This window comes from Curtobacterium sp. NPDC098951 (assembly GCF_044759965.1).
GTDB lineage: Bacteria > Actinomycetota > Actinomycetes > Actinomycetales > Microbacteriaceae > Curtobacterium.
Genome location: NZ_JBIWAG010000001.1, coordinates 87,360 through 102,000 on the forward strand (window position 1 = coordinate 87,360; position 14,641 = coordinate 102,000).

General features: G+C 75.3%; 14 protein-coding genes and 1 riboswitch. Of the genes, 7 read left to right on the plus strand and 7 right to left on the minus strand.

The genetic code is table 11. The features are described 5' to 3' along the window. Nucleotides 1–82 precede the first annotated feature (82 nt). From thiD to thiM, 3 genes are all read right to left on the minus strand, one after another. The gene (thiD, locus tag ACIQUC_RS00480) at nt 83–1,639 is read right to left on the minus strand and encodes a bifunctional hydroxymethylpyrimidine kinase/phosphomethylpyrimidine kinase (protein ID WP_402262010.1); all 1,557 of its coding nucleotides are present in this window, start codon (nt 1,637–1,639) and stop codon (nt 83–85) included. After that, nucleotides 1,636–2,358, minus strand: coding sequence for a thiamine phosphate synthase (gene thiE, locus ACIQUC_RS00485; protein ID WP_402262012.1), 723 nt, complete (start codon nt 2,356–2,358; stop codon nt 1,636–1,638). The genes thiD and thiE overlap by 4 nt, the downstream gene beginning before the upstream one ends. Next, nucleotides 2,355–3,245, minus strand: coding sequence for a hydroxyethylthiazole kinase (gene thiM, locus ACIQUC_RS00490; protein ID WP_402262014.1), 891 nt, complete (start codon nt 3,243–3,245; stop codon nt 2,355–2,357). The genes thiE and thiM overlap by 4 nt, the downstream gene beginning before the upstream one ends. After that, nucleotides 3,234–3,329, minus strand: a riboswitch (TPP riboswitch). (Overlaps the previous gene by 12 nt.) Nucleotides 3,330–3,396: 67 nt before the next feature. Here thiM and ACIQUC_RS00495 point away from each other — a divergent pair. Beyond that, nucleotides 3,397–4,350 (plus strand): NUDIX domain-containing protein, encoded by a 954-nt coding sequence (locus ACIQUC_RS00495; RefSeq protein WP_402262017.1) that lies wholly within the window; start codon nt 3,397–3,399, stop codon nt 4,348–4,350. 612 nt (nt 4,351–4,962) lie between these two features. On the opposite strand, the gene ACIQUC_RS00500 is transcribed toward ACIQUC_RS00495, so the two are convergent. Together ACIQUC_RS00500 and ACIQUC_RS00505 are read right to left on the minus strand one after the other, a co-directional pair. Beyond that, nucleotides 4,963–6,207, minus strand: coding sequence for an MFS transporter (locus ACIQUC_RS00500; RefSeq protein WP_402262020.1), 1,245 nt, complete (start codon nt 6,205–6,207; stop codon nt 4,963–4,965). Beyond that, nucleotides 6,204–6,854: a GntR family transcriptional regulator gene (locus ACIQUC_RS00505; protein WP_402262023.1), complete on the minus strand. Its 651-nt coding sequence runs from the start codon at nt 6,852–6,854 to the stop codon at nt 6,204–6,206. Before ACIQUC_RS00505 ends, ACIQUC_RS00500 begins: the two co-directional genes overlap by 4 nt. A gap of 139 nt (nt 6,855–6,993) precedes the next feature. Between ACIQUC_RS00505 and ACIQUC_RS00510 the strand changes: the two genes are divergently transcribed. The 4 genes from ACIQUC_RS00510 (at nt 6,994) to ACIQUC_RS00525 (ending at nt 10,321) form a co-directional block, all read left to right on the plus strand. Further along, entirely contained in the window at nt 6,994–7,740 is a 747-nt protein-coding gene (locus tag ACIQUC_RS00510) for a phosphotransferase enzyme family protein (protein WP_402262026.1), read from the plus strand. 25 nt (nt 7,741–7,765) lie between these two features. Beyond that, nucleotides 7,766–8,851 carry a winged helix DNA-binding domain-containing protein gene (locus ACIQUC_RS00515; protein ID WP_402262029.1) on the plus strand — a complete coding sequence of 362 codons (1,086 nt, stop codon included), beginning with the start codon at nt 7,766–7,768 and terminating at the stop codon, nt 8,849–8,851. Between the two features lie 151 nt (nt 8,852–9,002). Next, the gene (locus ACIQUC_RS00520; RefSeq protein ID WP_402262032.1) at nt 9,003–9,950 is read left to right on the plus strand and encodes a J domain-containing protein; all 948 of its coding nucleotides are present in this window, start codon (nt 9,003–9,005) and stop codon (nt 9,948–9,950) included. Next, a complete protein-coding gene (locus tag ACIQUC_RS00525; protein ID WP_022905196.1) occupies nt 9,950–10,321 on the plus strand; it encodes a DUF6578 domain-containing protein in 372 nt (123 codons plus the stop codon). Before ACIQUC_RS00520 ends, ACIQUC_RS00525 begins: the two co-directional genes overlap by 1 nt. Here ACIQUC_RS00525 and ACIQUC_RS00530 read toward each other — a convergent pair. Then, entirely contained in the window at nt 10,315–10,677 is a 363-nt protein-coding gene (locus ACIQUC_RS00530; protein ID WP_022905197.1) for an RNA-binding S4 domain-containing protein, read from the minus strand. The two genes, ACIQUC_RS00525 and ACIQUC_RS00530, sit on opposite strands and share 7 nt — an antisense overlap. 38 nt (nt 10,678–10,715) lie before the next feature. On the opposite strand from ACIQUC_RS00530, the gene ACIQUC_RS00535 reads away from it, so the two are divergent. Both ACIQUC_RS00535 and ACIQUC_RS00540 read left to right on the plus strand, forming a co-directional pair. Next, entirely contained in the window at nt 10,716–10,976 is a 261-nt protein-coding gene (locus ACIQUC_RS00535; protein ID WP_402262035.1) for a hypothetical protein, read from the plus strand. Between the two features lie 801 nt (nt 10,977–11,777). Further along, nucleotides 11,778–12,935: a hypothetical protein gene (locus tag ACIQUC_RS00540; RefSeq protein WP_402262038.1), complete on the plus strand. Its 1,158-nt coding sequence runs from the start codon at nt 11,778–11,780 to the stop codon at nt 12,933–12,935. Between the two features lie 16 nt (nt 12,936–12,951). On the opposite strand, the gene ACIQUC_RS00545 is transcribed toward ACIQUC_RS00540, so the two are convergent. After that, the gene (locus ACIQUC_RS00545; RefSeq protein ID WP_022905200.1) at nt 12,952–14,457 is read right to left on the minus strand and encodes a S1C family serine protease; all 1,506 of its coding nucleotides are present in this window, start codon (nt 14,455–14,457) and stop codon (nt 12,952–12,954) included. Between the last annotated feature and the right edge of the window lie 184 nt (nt 14,458–14,641).

A 14,641-nucleotide genomic window follows, 5' to 3' on the forward strand; every position in this document is an offset into this window, starting at 1 on the left:
CGGACCCGCCTGCGGCCCTCCCCACCGGCGGGCCGTCGCGCCCAGCGACACGTCACGGCCCGTCGGGCGCGTGACGTGTCGCTCAGCCCGTGACCACGGCGTCGGCGATCGCCGTCGGCATCCGGAAGAACGCCGCCTCCCACGCGGTCGACGTGCGGAACGCGCGCGTCATGGCGCCGCGCTCGGCGGGCGTCGCCACGGCCGCGAGGCGTTCGACGCGCGCCGTCGCCTCCGCCGAGGCCTCGGCGAACGCGGGGGCGCCGTACGCGCCGATCCAGTCCGCGAACGGGTGGTCCGCCCCGACCGTGCCGATCTGCGTGCCCACCCAGGCGTAGACGCGGAAGCACGGCAGCACCGCCGCGGCGAGCACCCCGGCGGACCCGGAGTCGGCAGCCGCCTGCAGGTGCGCGAGGTAGCCGGCGCAGACCGGGTGGACGGGGTCCTCGGCGTGCGACCCGGCGAGCCGTCGGTGGTGGAGGTCGCGCGCCTCGTCAGCGCAGCCCTGGGCCGATGCCTGCCAGAACGCGGCCTCGGCCCCGGTCGTCCACGAGCCGAGCAGCGCCAGGTGCCGCTCGTACGCGCGGAGGTAGTGGACGTCCTGCGCGAGGTACGCGGCGAAGACCTCGGGGTCGAGGGTCCCCGCCCGCATGCCGACGAGGAAGTCGCACGCGATCGTCTCGTGCAGCACCCCGGCGACGTCGTCCCACCAGCGGTCGGTCCACCGCGGCTCCGGCAGTGCCGCACGGACGAGGGCACCGTGGTCGACCGGTCCGTTGCCGGTCCCGACGTCGAGGGCGTCCGCGCCGCGGAGGGCCGCGGTGAGCCAGCGCTTCGCCGTGCCGATCGCGAGCTCCCAGTCGCCGTCGCGGGCGGCCAGCGTCGCGATCGCGCTCGACAGCGAGCACCCGGTGCCGTGCGTGTTCGTGGTCCGGACCCGGGGTGCGGTGAACCGCCGGAGGACCCCGGCCGGACCGACGAGGACGTCCTCGGCGGTGTCGCCTGCGTCGTGGCCGCCCTTCGCGAGCACGAGGACGTCCCAGGCGCGGGCGATGGCGAGGGCCTGGCCCTCGGGGGTGTCCGTTTGATGCGGCCGGAGCGACCGATCTGGCCGGTCTCGTCGCTCGTCCGGTCCGTGCAGCGTGGCCAGCTCGGCGAGCACCGCGAGTTCCGCCCGGTTCGGCGTCACGAGGTCGGCGAGACCGATGAGAGCCACCATCGCCTGCGAGGCGTCCTCGTCGAGCAACCGGTCCCCGCTCGTCGCGACCATCACGGGGTCGACCACCACGACCGGCGGGCGGTGCTCGCGGAGCCACTCGGTCACGACCCGCACGACCTCGGCAGTGCCGAGCATCCCGATCTTCACCGCGTCGATCGTGACGTCGTCCGAGACCGCGTCGAGCTGCTCCCGCAGGAACCCGACGTCCGGCACGTGCACCGACCGCACCCCGTGCGTGTTCTGCGCGACGAGCGCGGTCACGACCCCCATGCCGTAGCCGTCGTGCGCCGCGACGGCCTTGAGGTCCGCCTGCATCCCCGCCCCACCCGTCGGGTCCGTCCCGGCGATGCTCAGGACACGCGGGATGCGCGGCGGTTGCGGGGTGTGCGGGGCGTGCCGGGGGCGCGCGTCTGCGCCGTTCACGCGTCCGCCCCGTGGTGCGCCCGGTCGGACGGGAGGCGCGGGTCGCCCCCGGCACGTCGGCCGTCGGCACCGGACCAGGCCGCGACGAGCGCGGCGGCGGCGGAGCCCGGGTCGGCCGCCGCGCAGATGCCGGACACGACCGCGACGCCGGCGGCCCCCGCGTCACGCAACGGTCCGACGTCGTCGAGCGTCACCCCGCCGATCGCCACGCACGGCAGGTCCGTGCCGCGTGCGAGCCGGGCGAACCCGGCGTGCCCGAGGGCCGGCGGGTGGTCGGCCTTCGTCGCCGTCGGGTGCACGACCCCGACCCCGAGCAGGTCGACGGTGCCGCGGGGGAGTGCGGCCACGGCCGCGAGGTGCTCCGGGCTGTTCGCGGTCAACCCGACGTGCGCGCCGGGACCGAGCAGGGCACGGGCCGCCGTCACCGGGACGTCCGACTGGCCGAGGTGCACCCCGGCGACGCGGTGCCCGGCGTGCCGAGCCGCGAGGGCGACGTCCAACCGGTCGTCGACCACCACCGTCGCCCGGTCACCCACGGCGTCCGCCACCGCCGCGGTCAGCGCCAGCAGGTCCCGCGCCGACGCGTGCTTGTCGCGCACCTGCACGATCCGCACTCCGCCGTGCACCGCAGCCCGGACGACCCCGAGCACGCCGATGCCGTGCCGGTCCGACAGCACGGGGTCCGTCACGAGGTACACCCCGAACCCGCCGGCGCTCACGCGGGCACCGCCGGGGACTCGACCGTGATCCGTGCCGTGCGCACGACGTCCTCCGGCGAGAGCGACGCCAGACGGTCGAGGAACAGCGGCTGGAACGTGCCAGGCCCGCCGGCCTCCCGCGCGGCGAGCTCGGCCGCGATCGTGTGCACCGCAGTCGCGGCGACGGCGGCAGCCCCCGGGTCGTCCGGCGAGACGGCCGTGAACGCGGCGACCACGGCACCGAGCGCGCACCCGCCGCCGGTGATCCGCGTCAGCAGCTCCGTGCCGTTCGCCACCCGCACCAGGCCCGTGTCCGGCGCGACCAGCAGGTCGACCGGACCGGACACGGCCACCGCGGCCACGCGCCTCCTGGATCCGCTCGGGCCGGACACGGCGTCGACCGCAGCCGCTCGCGCGTCGTCGGGACCGACCGTGCTGTCGACGCCGCGACCACCGGCCGAGGCACCGAGCACCGCGAGCACCTCCGAAGCGTTGCCCCGCAGCACCGACGGACCGAGCGCCAGCAGGTCGCGGGCGAGCGCCGTCCGGACCGGCAGCGACCCGACCGCGACGGGGTCGAGGACCCAGGGCGTCCCGGCGTCGACGGCCGCCGCGGCCGCCTCGAGCGATGCGGCCCTCGGCTCCGCGTGCGGGGTACCGGTGTTCACCAGCAGGGCGTCGGCGACCCGGGCGAACGGCCCGGCCTCGGACACGACGTCGACCATCGCGGCCGAGGCGCCGAGGGCGAGCAGCACGTTCGCGGTGACGTTCTGCACCACCGTGTTCGTGATGCAGTGCACCAGGGGACTCCGGGCGCGGACGGCCTCGAGGAGCGTGGCGGTCCGATCGGCCCAGTCCGGGTCGGGACCCCCGGCGGGCGGGGTGGGTACGGGCGCAGCAGTGTGCATGGACGATCCCTTCGCGAGTACGAGCTCGAGCAGGTTCGACGGGTGTGATCTCAGCCGCCGGTCGCGGCACCCCGTGTCTCGAGCGACACCGTACACGAACTGCTCCGTCGTCCCCGGTCACATGACGGGTCCCGTGTGACAGGGTTGACGGGTGCCAGACACCACGCCTCCCGGGCCCCCACCCGGCCCCCGCGATCCCGGCGACGCCTGGGCGGTCGGACCCGACGGCACCAAGGCCTGGGGACGGTTCGGTGCGGCCGGACTCCTCGTCGACGACGGCTCCGGCCGGGTGCTCCTGCAGCACCGCGTCGAGTGGAGCCACCACGGCGGCACCTGGGGGATCCCCGGCGGAGCCCGACACCAGGGCGAGGACGCCGTGACCGGCGCGCTCCGCGAGTCCGCTGAAGAGGCCGGCGTCCCCTTCGACGGTGTCGACCTCCGGCACACCGCGGTGCTGGACCTCGGGTTCTGGACCTACACGACGGTGGTGGGGCGCGCCTCCCGTCCCTTCGAGCCGGTGATCGCGGACCGCGAGAGCCTCGAACTCGCCTGGGTGCCCGTCGCCGACGTCGAGGACCTGCCCCTGCACCCCGGGTTCGGCGCGTCCTGGCCGGCGCTCCGGGCACGGATCGAGACCACCCCGCACGTCGTGGTGGACGCCGCGAACGTCGTGGGCAGCGTGCCCGACGGCTGGTGGAAGGACCGACCCGGGGCGGCGTCGCGGCTGCTCGGGTCGGTCGAGGCGCTCGCCGCAGCGGGGGTGCCCGCCGACCGGTTGGCCCTGCCGTTCGACCGGTGGTGGCCGCGGTGGACCGTCGTGCTCGAGGGCGAGGCGCGCGCCGCCGACCCGTCCGGTGCGCCTGGTGTTCCCGGTGCTGCTGGCGTTGCCGACGCGGCGGCTGGCCGTGCCGTCGCTGCCGACCAGGTGTCCGTCGTGCGGGCGCCGGGGTCGGGTGACGACGCGATCGTCGAGGCCGCACGGGCGGCGGTCGCCGTGGCCGACGCCCCGGTCGTCGTGGTGACGGCCGACCGAGGCCTCCGAGCCCGCGTCGAGGACCTCGGCGCCGTCGTGCACGGGCCGTCCTGGCTGCGCGACCAGTTCTGACGTGAGGTGCCGGGCGCCCGCTCGCGCCCCGTGCGCGCCGGCGCCTGCGCACGGTGCGGTGTCGTTCGTCCCGTGCGGTGTCGGCGGCCCGGTGCGGTGTCGTTCGTCCCGTGCGGTGTCGGCGGCTCGGTGACGGCCTGTGTCGTCGCACCGAGCGGTCAACCGCGCACCGGGTGGCGGAGCCCGCACGGTGCTGCCCGCGCCGGCCCGCTCGCGCACGGTGCGGTGTTGTTCGTGCCGTGCGGTGTCGGCAGCTCGGTGACGGCCTGTGTCTTCGCACCGAGCGGTCAACCGTGCACCGGGTGACCGAACCTGCACGGTGCTGCCCGCGCCGCTCCGCTCGCGCACGGTGCTGTCCGCGCTGGCCCGCCTGCGCACGGTGCTGTCCGCGCTGGCCCGCCTGCGCACGGTGCGGTGTTGTTCGTGTCGTGCGGTGTCGGCGGCCCGGTGACGGGCTGTGTCGTCGCACGGAGCGGTCAACCGTGCACCGAGTGACGGACCCCGCACGGTGCCGCCCGCGGCCCCGCCCGACCCGCCGCACCGGCCCCGACCGACCGCCCCGCGGCGCCTGCCCCGACCGACCGCCCCGCCGCGCCTGCCCGCGCCCGCCCCCTACGCCGGAACGCCCCGCCGCGACGACACCAGGATCGCCACCCACGACACCATCCCGAGCCCGACGACCACCCACAGGATCGTCGGCACCGCCACGACGTTCGCCACCGCCGCGATGACCGCCGGCGCCAGGAACCCGGCGTACGCCGCCGCGTAGAACACCCCGGTCAGCCCGGCCAGGTCGCGCGGTCCCGCGATCCGCTGCACCTCGAGCAGGCTCGACACGAGCCCGATCCCGATGCCCAGGCCGATCACCACGTTCGCCGCGAGCCCGATCACCACGGACTGCAGCTGGATCGCCACGACGACGACCGCGATGCCTCCGGTCATGAGCGCCACCGCGACGAGCAGCCCGCGGGCGGACAGGAGCGAGGTGAGCCGGCCGGCGAGGGGCTGCACCGCGCTCGACACCCCGAGCGCGACGACCGTGGCGGCGGTCGCGAACACGAGCCCCCACTGCCCGGTCGCACCGGCGAGCTTCGTCGGCAGGTACCCGTAGCCGATCGCGGCGGAGCCGAAGATCCACGGCGCGGCGACGAGCACGACCCGGGTGAACCGGCGGTGTCCGGCGCTCGGCACGGCGAGCTGCCTCCACCACGGACCCGGCAGGCCTCCGGTGCGGCTGGTCTCGGGCGTCCGCCACACGATGACCGCGAACGGGACCGCGACGCAGATGTGCACGAGGAACGGCAGCACCTCGGGGATCGGGCCCCACTGCGCGATGAGGCCGGCGACGAGGGCACCGGACGCCGACCCGAGGGTGAACGCCAGCGACGCGCGGCGGGCACCGGACCCGGCGTCGGCGGACGGGTCGAAGCGGCGTTGCGAGAGCTCCTTCACCCAGCTGTTGCCGACCGCCATCGCGATCCCGACGGTGACCCCGGAGAACAGGCGTCCGGCCATCAGGAACCCCGCGCCGAGCGGCCCGAACGCCAGCAGCCCGCTGCCGACGACGGCCGAGACGATCCCGACGAGCATGAGCGGGCGGCGGCCGTGCCGGTCGGACAGGGACCCGGCGACGAGGAGTGCCGGCGCGAGTCCGAGCACGTACACGCCCAGGAAGACGTTCACGAGCAGCGACGAGTAGTGCGCGCGCTCCTCGTACATGAGGAGCAGCGGCGAGAACTGGTTCCCGCCCCACGAGCACACGAACACCGCGCCCCAGACGGCGACCCACGGCAGGACGCGGGCGTTCGGGACCGCGAGCGAGCCGGTGGTCGGGACGCTGCCGGTGGTGGCGCTCACAGCGCGCCCCGGTGCGATGCGACGTGGGCGCCGAGGACCTCGGCGTACCGCGCGGCGTCCCCCGCGTCGAGCGCGGCGGCGAGGGCACGGTGGTCGTCGAGGGACGCCTGCAGCTGGGACGGCTGGAGCCGCATGAGGTGGTGCCGCAGCCGCTGTTGCCGGTCGCGCAGGGTCCGGGCGAACATGACGGCGATCGCGTTCCGCGACGCCTCGATGACGGCACCGTGGAACTCCGCGTCGACCTCGATGAACCGGTCGACGTCGGCGGTCGTGACCGCCTGCTCCTGCTCCGCGAGCATGGCCTGGAGGCGCGGGGCGACGTCCGACACGCGGCCGTCGGTGACGACGCGGGTCGCCGCGGTCGACTCGATCGCCTCCCGCATCTCGAGCACGTCGGCCGCCTCGCTCGGGGACATCGGGCGGACGACGGCACCCTTCCGGGACTCGAGGGTGAGCAGGTCCTCGGCGGCGAGCCGCAGGAACGCCTCGTGCACGGGGGTCCTCGACACGCCGATCTCCAGGCAGAGTGCGTTCTCGCTGATCGCCGTCCCGCCCGGGAGGTCCCCGCGGATGATCGCGCGCTTCACGTGGTCGTACGCCCGCTCGGACGCCGCCGGGCCGGTGATGGTCGTGCTCGGAGTGCTCACGGAGGACGATCCTACGCCTTGCATGCAACGGTGCATGCACTGCTGTCACACGCTGTTCACGCGTGGACCGGTACATCGGCGCCCGGAGCCGGATACGCTGGGCCACCACGTCAACGGAGACGTACAACAGGAGGTTCCGATGGAGCGGATCACCAGGGCCGACGATCGCGTGCACCGCCCGGCAGGGCCGTGGACGCCGACCGTGCACCGGCTGCTCGCCCACCTGCACGAACAGGGGTTCGTCGCGGCACCGGAACCGATCGAGCTCGGGCACACGCTCGAGACCGTTTCGTTCGTCCCCGGCGAGGCGGGGGAGTACCCGTGGACGGCCGACGTCGCGAGCGAGGCAGCCCTCGTCACGACCGCCCGGCTGCTGCGGCACTACCACGACGCCGCGGCGACGTTCCCGCGCGACGACGACCGCGACCTGTGGTCCCAGGCGGAGCGGTACCCGGCCGAGACGATCGTGCACGGCGACTTCGCCCCGTACAACTGCGTCTACGACGGCATCGCCGCGGTCGGGCTCATCGACTTCGACACGGCGCACCCCGGGCCGCGGGTGTGGGACGTCGCGAGCGCCGTCTACCGGTTCGCCCCGTTCACCACCGGCGAGGTCGAGGGGTCCACCGCGCCGTCGCTCGACGAACGACTCGACCGTGCCGCCGAGTTCTGCCGCGCCTACGACCTCGACGCCCGGTCGCGCCAGGTCCTCGCCGAGACGATCATCGCCTCGCTCGTCGCCCTCGTCACGACGATGGAGACCGAGGCGGCCGCGGGCAACCCGAAGTTCGTCAGCGACCTGCACCACGGCCACGCCGACCTGTACCGGGCCGACGTCGCGTACATCGAGCGGCACGCGGCCGACATCAGCGCCGCCGTCGCCTGACGGTGGTGCTGGGCATGCTGGTGCCGTGACGACGACCCCGGCCCGACTGCGCGCGATGCGACTCGCGGCGCAGGGGATCGCCGCGCCCGGACACGGTACGACCGCGGTGGTGGAACGCATGCTCGCCGTGCAGGGCCAGGACCTCGCGCAGGTGACCTGGGCCGTCGGGGTCCGGGCTCCCGGGTCGACCCGCGACGACGTCCGTGCAGCGTTCGACCGTGCCGAGATCGTCCGCTCGTGGCCGATGCGCGGCACCCTGCACGCGATGCGGCCCGACGACCTGCGACTGCTCCTCTCGCTCACCGCCGAGCGGACCATCCGGTCCATCGCCCGGCGAGCGGCCGAACTCGGCATCGACGATGCGGTCCTCCGCACCGCACGGGACACCACGGCCGACGTGCTCTCGGGCGGCCGGTCGCTCGTGCGCGACGACCTGTTCGACGCCTACCGCGCCGCCGGCCTCGACCCGGCCGGCGGCCGCGGCTACCACGTGCTGCTCCGCCTGTCGCTCGAGGGGATCGTCGCGTGGGGTCCGACCGCCCGGGTCGCCCAGGGGCTCGTGCTCCTCGACGACTGGGCACCCGCCGCCACCGACCTGCCCGACCGCGACGAGGCGCTCCGCCGCGTGCTGGTCGGGCACCTGCGCGGCCGGGGCCCCGCGACCGAGGCCGACACCGCTGCGTGGACCAAGCTGCCGCTCGGCGACGTCCGGCGTGCCCGTGCCGTCGCCGGTGACGCCGTCGAGGACCTCGGCGACGGCCTCCTCGCTCTCGCCGACCGGCCCGACCCGGGTGGCGTGCCGACGGCGCACCTCCTCCCGGGGTTCGACGAGTACCTCCTCGGCTACGCCGACCGCACCGTCCAGCTCGATCCCGTGCACGCCGACCGCGTCGTCCCCGGCGGCAACGGCATCTTCCTGCCGATGGCCGTCGTCCGCGGCCGGGTCGTGGGGACCTGGAGCCGATCCGAGCGCACCCGGGACGTCCGCGTCACCGTCACGCCGTTCGAACCGCTCGACGCGGCGGCCCTCCGCGCACTCGAGGCGGCCGCCGGCCGCTACGGCGCGTTCCTCGCGACCCCCGTCTCCTTCGCCGTCGCCGGACCGTCCTGATCCCGCACGCGGTCGACGACACCCCACCCGTCGATCGACCGGTGCCGGGTCGCGGACCGATGCCGCCTGCCGGGCGCGCGCCGCGCCTCCAGGCAGCACCCAGCCGCCACGCGGCGGACTCCGACGCTCCCTCGGGTAATGTCGCAGGGCCATGACCGACAGCCCGGCCGACGCCACCCCGTACGAAGTCCTCGGCGTCCCCGCGTCCGCCGACGACGACGAGCTCCGCCGCGCCTACCGTCGCGCAGCGCGCGAGTCCCATCCCGACCTCGGCGGCGACGCGCGCCGCTTCCGCCAGGTGCAGATCGCCTGGGAGCGGATCGGCACCCCCGCCGCACGGCGCGCCTACGATGCCGGATCGCAGCGTGGTGGCCAGCAGGGCGCGTCCGGCCCGTCCGGTTCGTCGGCCTGGAGGAAGGACACCGGTCGCGACGCCTACGCACCCCCGGCGGCGCGTCGCGACACACGCCCGCGGGCCCGGTCCCACGGACACCCCGGCGGGCGGTCGCGCGAGGTCTTCCTGCAGGCCGAACGCGAGTGGGTCGGCCTCGGGGACCCCATCGAGGACCCCTACGACCCCACGCTCATCCGCTCCGCCCCGCGGCACATCCGGCGGCTCCTCGCCGAGGCGCTCGCCGAGGAGGCCACGGCGTCGATCGTCTCCGAGATGGGCATCGGCGTGACGGTGTGGCACGACCTCGACGCCGGTGCCGAGGGCAAGCTCGACCACGCCGTCCTCACCCCGAGCGGCCTGTGGGCCGTCGAGTCGATCGACTGGGGCGCTCCGGTGCGCATCGAGCACGGCGAGATCGCGGGGGAGACCCTCGCGGACGGCGAGCGTCCCGTGAAGGAGCTCGTCCGGGCCGCCCGCGCCGTGCAGAAGCAGACCCGGGTGCGCTTCACCGGGCGCCTGCTCGTCGTGCCGGACTCCGCCGTCGACGAGGACGTCCAGCTCGTCGGCTCGCCCCGCAAGCCCACCGCGCTGGTGGTCCGCCGCAGTGCGCTCGGCCAGGTGCTGAAAGGCGTGTGGTCGCCGGAGGGGCACGTCGACGTGTTCGAGGTCCGCGACCGACTGCAGCAGACCGTCCGGTTCGTGTGATGCCCGAGCCGGTGGTGGTCCTCGTCGGTGGCTGGGAGCACCAGTGCTGCGGGCTCCCCGTCGAGATCGGTGACGTCGTCGAGTACGGCGTGGTGTCGGCCGACGGCGCGCGGCGCTTCGCGGAGATCCGGCACGACACCGTGCCGAACCAGCGGATCCGAGGGCGTGTCACCGAGCTGTTCGCCGTCGGACGGGACGGCCGCGTCGCGATCGACCGCGTGCCGAGTGGTCGAGCACTCCGTGGCTTCGACGATGACGACGACGGACACCTCGAGGCCCGGTGGACCGGACAGCCCGTCACGGTCGAGTGGGATGGGGACCCGGAGTTCGAGGTCGTCGTCGATCCCGACGGCAAGCGGAAGCGTCAGTAGCCGCGGAGCTTCTCGAGGTCGCGGCGCTCCCGCTTGCTCGGACGCCCGGCGCCGCGGTCGCGCATCGGGACGAAGCCGGCCTCCTCCTTGGGGAGTCTCGGCGGGGTCCTGTCCTCGAAGTGCTTCGCCGCCTCGGGAGCACTCGTCCGCTTGAGGATGATGCCGGTGACGACGACGATCCGGTCGAACCCGTTCTGGCGCACCCGCACCTCGTCTCCGGGGCCGATCGGTTGCGCGGGCTTCGCGCGCTCCCCGTTCACCCGGACGTGCCCGGCCTTGCACGCGGCGGTCGCGGCGGAGCGGGTCTTCGTGATCCGCACCGCCCAGATCCAGCTGTCCACGCGAGCCTTGGCCATCCCCACACTCTAGGGCGGACCGGCCGTACGCTGGCGGTGTGGGAGACGGTGCCGGGCAGGACGCGATCGCCCGGGCGCTGGCGCTCGCGGTGCTCCGGGACGCGGCGATCGGCGACCGGCTGGTCGTCCGGGCGCTCGACGGCGCGGGGGCGCGGGACGCGCTCGGGACGCTCGTCGGCCGTACCGACTCGTCCGTGCGGGTCGACACCCGCCGAGGCCTCGTCGACGTCGCACTCGCCGACGTCGTCGCCGCGAAGCCGGTCCCGCCGCCGCCCGCACCGCGGCACCAGCGCCGCTGACCTCGCACCGTGCCGCCTCGGCCGGCCGCTGCGGCGTCGGCGGCAGCCCCGCACGGTGCGGCCTCGGCCGGCCGGTGCGGCGTCGGCGGCAGCCCCGCACGGTGCGGCCTCGGCCAGCCGGCGCGGCGCCGACCGCTCGGTGCGGGCTTGTAGCGCGGCACCGGGCGGTCAACCTCGCACGGGCTGACGGAGCGCGCACCGTGCGGCAGGCCGCGCGGGGGCCCGCGCGGGGGCGACCGCTCGTTTCGCACGGTGCGGTCTTGGCCGGCCGGTGCGGCGTCGATCGCTGGGTGCGGGCTTGTAGCGCGGCACCGGGCGGTCAACCTCGCACGGGCTGACGGAGCGCGCACCGTGCGAGGGGCCGGGCGGGCGCCTACGCGAGGGCGACGGCACGATCCGCACGGTGCGGCCTTGGCCGGCCGGTGCGGCGTCGATCGCTGGGTGCGGGCTTGTAGCGCGGCACCGGGCGGTCAACCTCGCACCGGCTGACGGAGCGCGCACCGTGCGGCAGGCCGCGCGGGGGCCCGCGCGGGGGCGACCGCACGATCCGCACGGTGCGGCCTCGGCCGGCCGGTGCGGCGTCGACCGCTGGGTGCGGGCTTGTAGCGGGGCACCGAGCGGTCAACCTCGCACGGGCCGACGGAGCGCGCACCGTGCGACGGGCCGCGCGCACCCCCGCCCGCGCACGCCCACCCGCCTGCACCCCACCCCGCACCCCACCCCGCCCCGCCCCCCCCCGGAACCGGGCGACCCCGGCGAGCCGCCGCCGCCCCCGCGCCGGCCCCGACGTAGCCTCGAGCCATGGCCGTCCCCGTCCCGCTCGGCACCGAGGACCGCACCGCCCGCCTGACCCTCCGCCGCCCCGACGCGTGGCGCCGCGAGGACTCGGCCCAGGCGGACCTGCGCGTCACCGGCGACGACGTCGTGCTCACCGTCCGCTCCCGTCCGAGCGACCGCACCGTCGCGGAGGAGCACACCAGCCTGCTGGAACGCCTCCCGGGCTCGGTCGACGGACTCCGGCTCATCGGCTCGGACCCGTGGACGACCACGGGCGCACCGGCACGGCTCGTCGAGTACGTCCGACCCGACGAGGACGGCGACGTCGCGGGAGCGCACCTGCTCTTCGTCACCGGGCGGCACCGCGTGGACCTCACGATCGAGCGGCCCCTCGCCCGCATGCTCGCCACCGACGACCTCGTGTTCGCCGTGCTCGACAGCGTCCGCGCCACCGAGCCGGCGCCGTCGCGGGTGCAGCGCGACCTCGAGCCGCTGCCGGACGCCGCGCCCGCGGCCGACCTCGAGGGCACCCACCTCGGCACCGAGGCACTCGCCACCCTGCGCTCCCTCGCGGGCCGTCGGTGGAACCCCACACTCCTCCGCACGCCGGCCGGCCGCGAGCTCATCGAGTCCGGCCTGGTCGGCCGGCTCGGCACCCTCCCCGAACCGACGCAGGCGCTCCTCGCGCCGTGGGAGGGCGACGCCCAGCCGGTCACGCTGGAACAGCGGCTGCCCGACGGGCGCACCACGCGCCTCCAGGCCTGGTCGGAGACCGTCGTGGACGGGACGGACGAGACGGGCGCGGTGATCGCGCAGCTGCCGGTCGAGCGCGTGGTCGCGATCGTGGCCGGGAGGCTCGGCATCGGTCCGGCATGGACCTTCCCGTTCCGCACGGGGTCGCTCCCGGCGGACCTGCTCGCGCGCCGGACCTCCGGGTCGGAGGCAGCAGCCGACCTGCCGACGGCGACCGCCGAGGCGGACCCTCGGCTGGCGCGCTTCTGGGCGGCTTCGTGGACGGTGTCGTCGCTGCGTCGACCGGGCAAGCCGAACCCGATCGTGGTCGTGCGCGCCGCGGGGCAGGGCTTCGCACGGGTCGGACGCACGGAAGCCGGGGAGACCGTCTTCACGACGGACTCCCCGGCGAACGTCTACCGGTCGGTGGTGCGGGCGCTGCTCGGCTGAGCCGCTCCCGCTCCCGCTACGCGGCGGGGCCGGCGGTCAGGGTGACCGTCACGGTCTTCGCGGCGCCGGTGCTGTCGGTGTAGCCGACCGTCACCTTGTCGCCGACCGAGTGCGACTGGATCGCCGAGGTCAGGGCGTCCGAGCTCGCCACGGCCGTGCCGTCGATGCTCGTGATGGTGTCGCCGGCGGCGAGACCGGCCGACGCGGCACCCGAGCCCTCGACCGTGCCCGCGACGGCGACGCCGCCGGTCGAGGCGGTCCCGCTGACCTCGACCCCGAGGAACGCCGGCAGCCCGATGGTGATGGTCGACGAGGACTCGCCCGCGAGGATCTTGTCCGCGATCGACTTCGCCGTGGTGATCGGGATCGCGTACCCGGTGACGTCCGCGGTGCCCGACGAGGCCGCGGTCGCCATGCCGACGACCTCGCCCTCGCTGTCGAGGACCGGACCGCCGGAGTCGCCCGAGACGATGTCCGCGGCGACCTCGATGAGGCCCTGCAGCGACTCCGTGCCGGTGCCCGACTCGCTCTGCACCTGGATGTCCTGGTCGGTCGCGGTCACGGTGCCCTCGGCGGCGACGAGGTTGCCCGTGCCCTCGGCGTTGCCGACGTCGGTCACGGTGTCGCCGGTGCTCGGCTCGCCGTCGTCGTCGAGCGTCACGGTGGACAGCCCCGACGCGCCCTCGAGCTTGAGGACCGCGACGTCGTGCGTCGCGTCGGTGCCGACGACGTCCGCCTTGTACTCCTTGCCGGTCGTCTCGTCGGTGACCGTGATGCTCGTCGCACCCTGGATCACGTGGTTGTTCGTGAGGATCGTCCCGTTCGACGTGAGGATCATGCCCGTGCCGGCCGCCTGCGACGACTCGTCGTAGTTGAGGACGGTGTTGATGGTCACGACGCCCTTCTTCTGGGCGCTCGTCGCCGCGGTCGCGGCGGACTGCGTGCTCGTGCCGCTGCTGCCGTCGCTCGAACCGGTGCCGTCTCCGGGCACCGTGAAGCCGTTGGTGCCGCTGCCGTCGGTCCCGGAGCCCGTGCCGGACCCGGTGCCCGGCAGCGTCGTGGTGCCCTGCGACTGGCTCGAGGTGGTCGTCGTGTGCTGCGAGGACAGCCCGAGCGCGGTCCCGCCGGCGGCACCGACGATCGCGAGCGCGGCGATCCCGGACCCGATCATCAGTCCGAGGCGACGGGGGCGCTTCGTACCGTGGTTCGTGGGGGCGAACCCGTGGTTCGCCGACGCCACACCGTGGTCGGCGGTCGCGGCGCCGTGCACCCAGCCGTGCTGGAAGCCGGGGAGTGCCGGGCTGCCGATGCGGAACGGACCGCGGCCGTCGGGGGTGTACCCGTAGGGGCCGGAGCCGTCGGGGCCGTAGAGGTACGGGCCGCTGCCGTCGAACGCGTACGCCGAGCGGAGGGTCGACGGGTCGGCGTGCGGTGCCTCCCACGTCGCCCCGGCCTGCGGCTGCGCAGCGTCGGTGCGGGCGGTGCCGTTCTCGTCGGCGGCGGGGTTCGGGGTCTCGTTCATCGGTGCTCTCCGGTCGTCCCTCGACGGCCCGGTCGGGCGTCGATGGGTACGAGTACAGGCCCGGTTCCCATGACGAACCTATGAACGGACCCTGCGGCTGCTCACGGCTTGCTCGGGGGTCGCCGTACGGGCTGATCGGGGTCGACGTGCGGGATCGTCCGTTAGGGTTGCCTTACTTCCCATG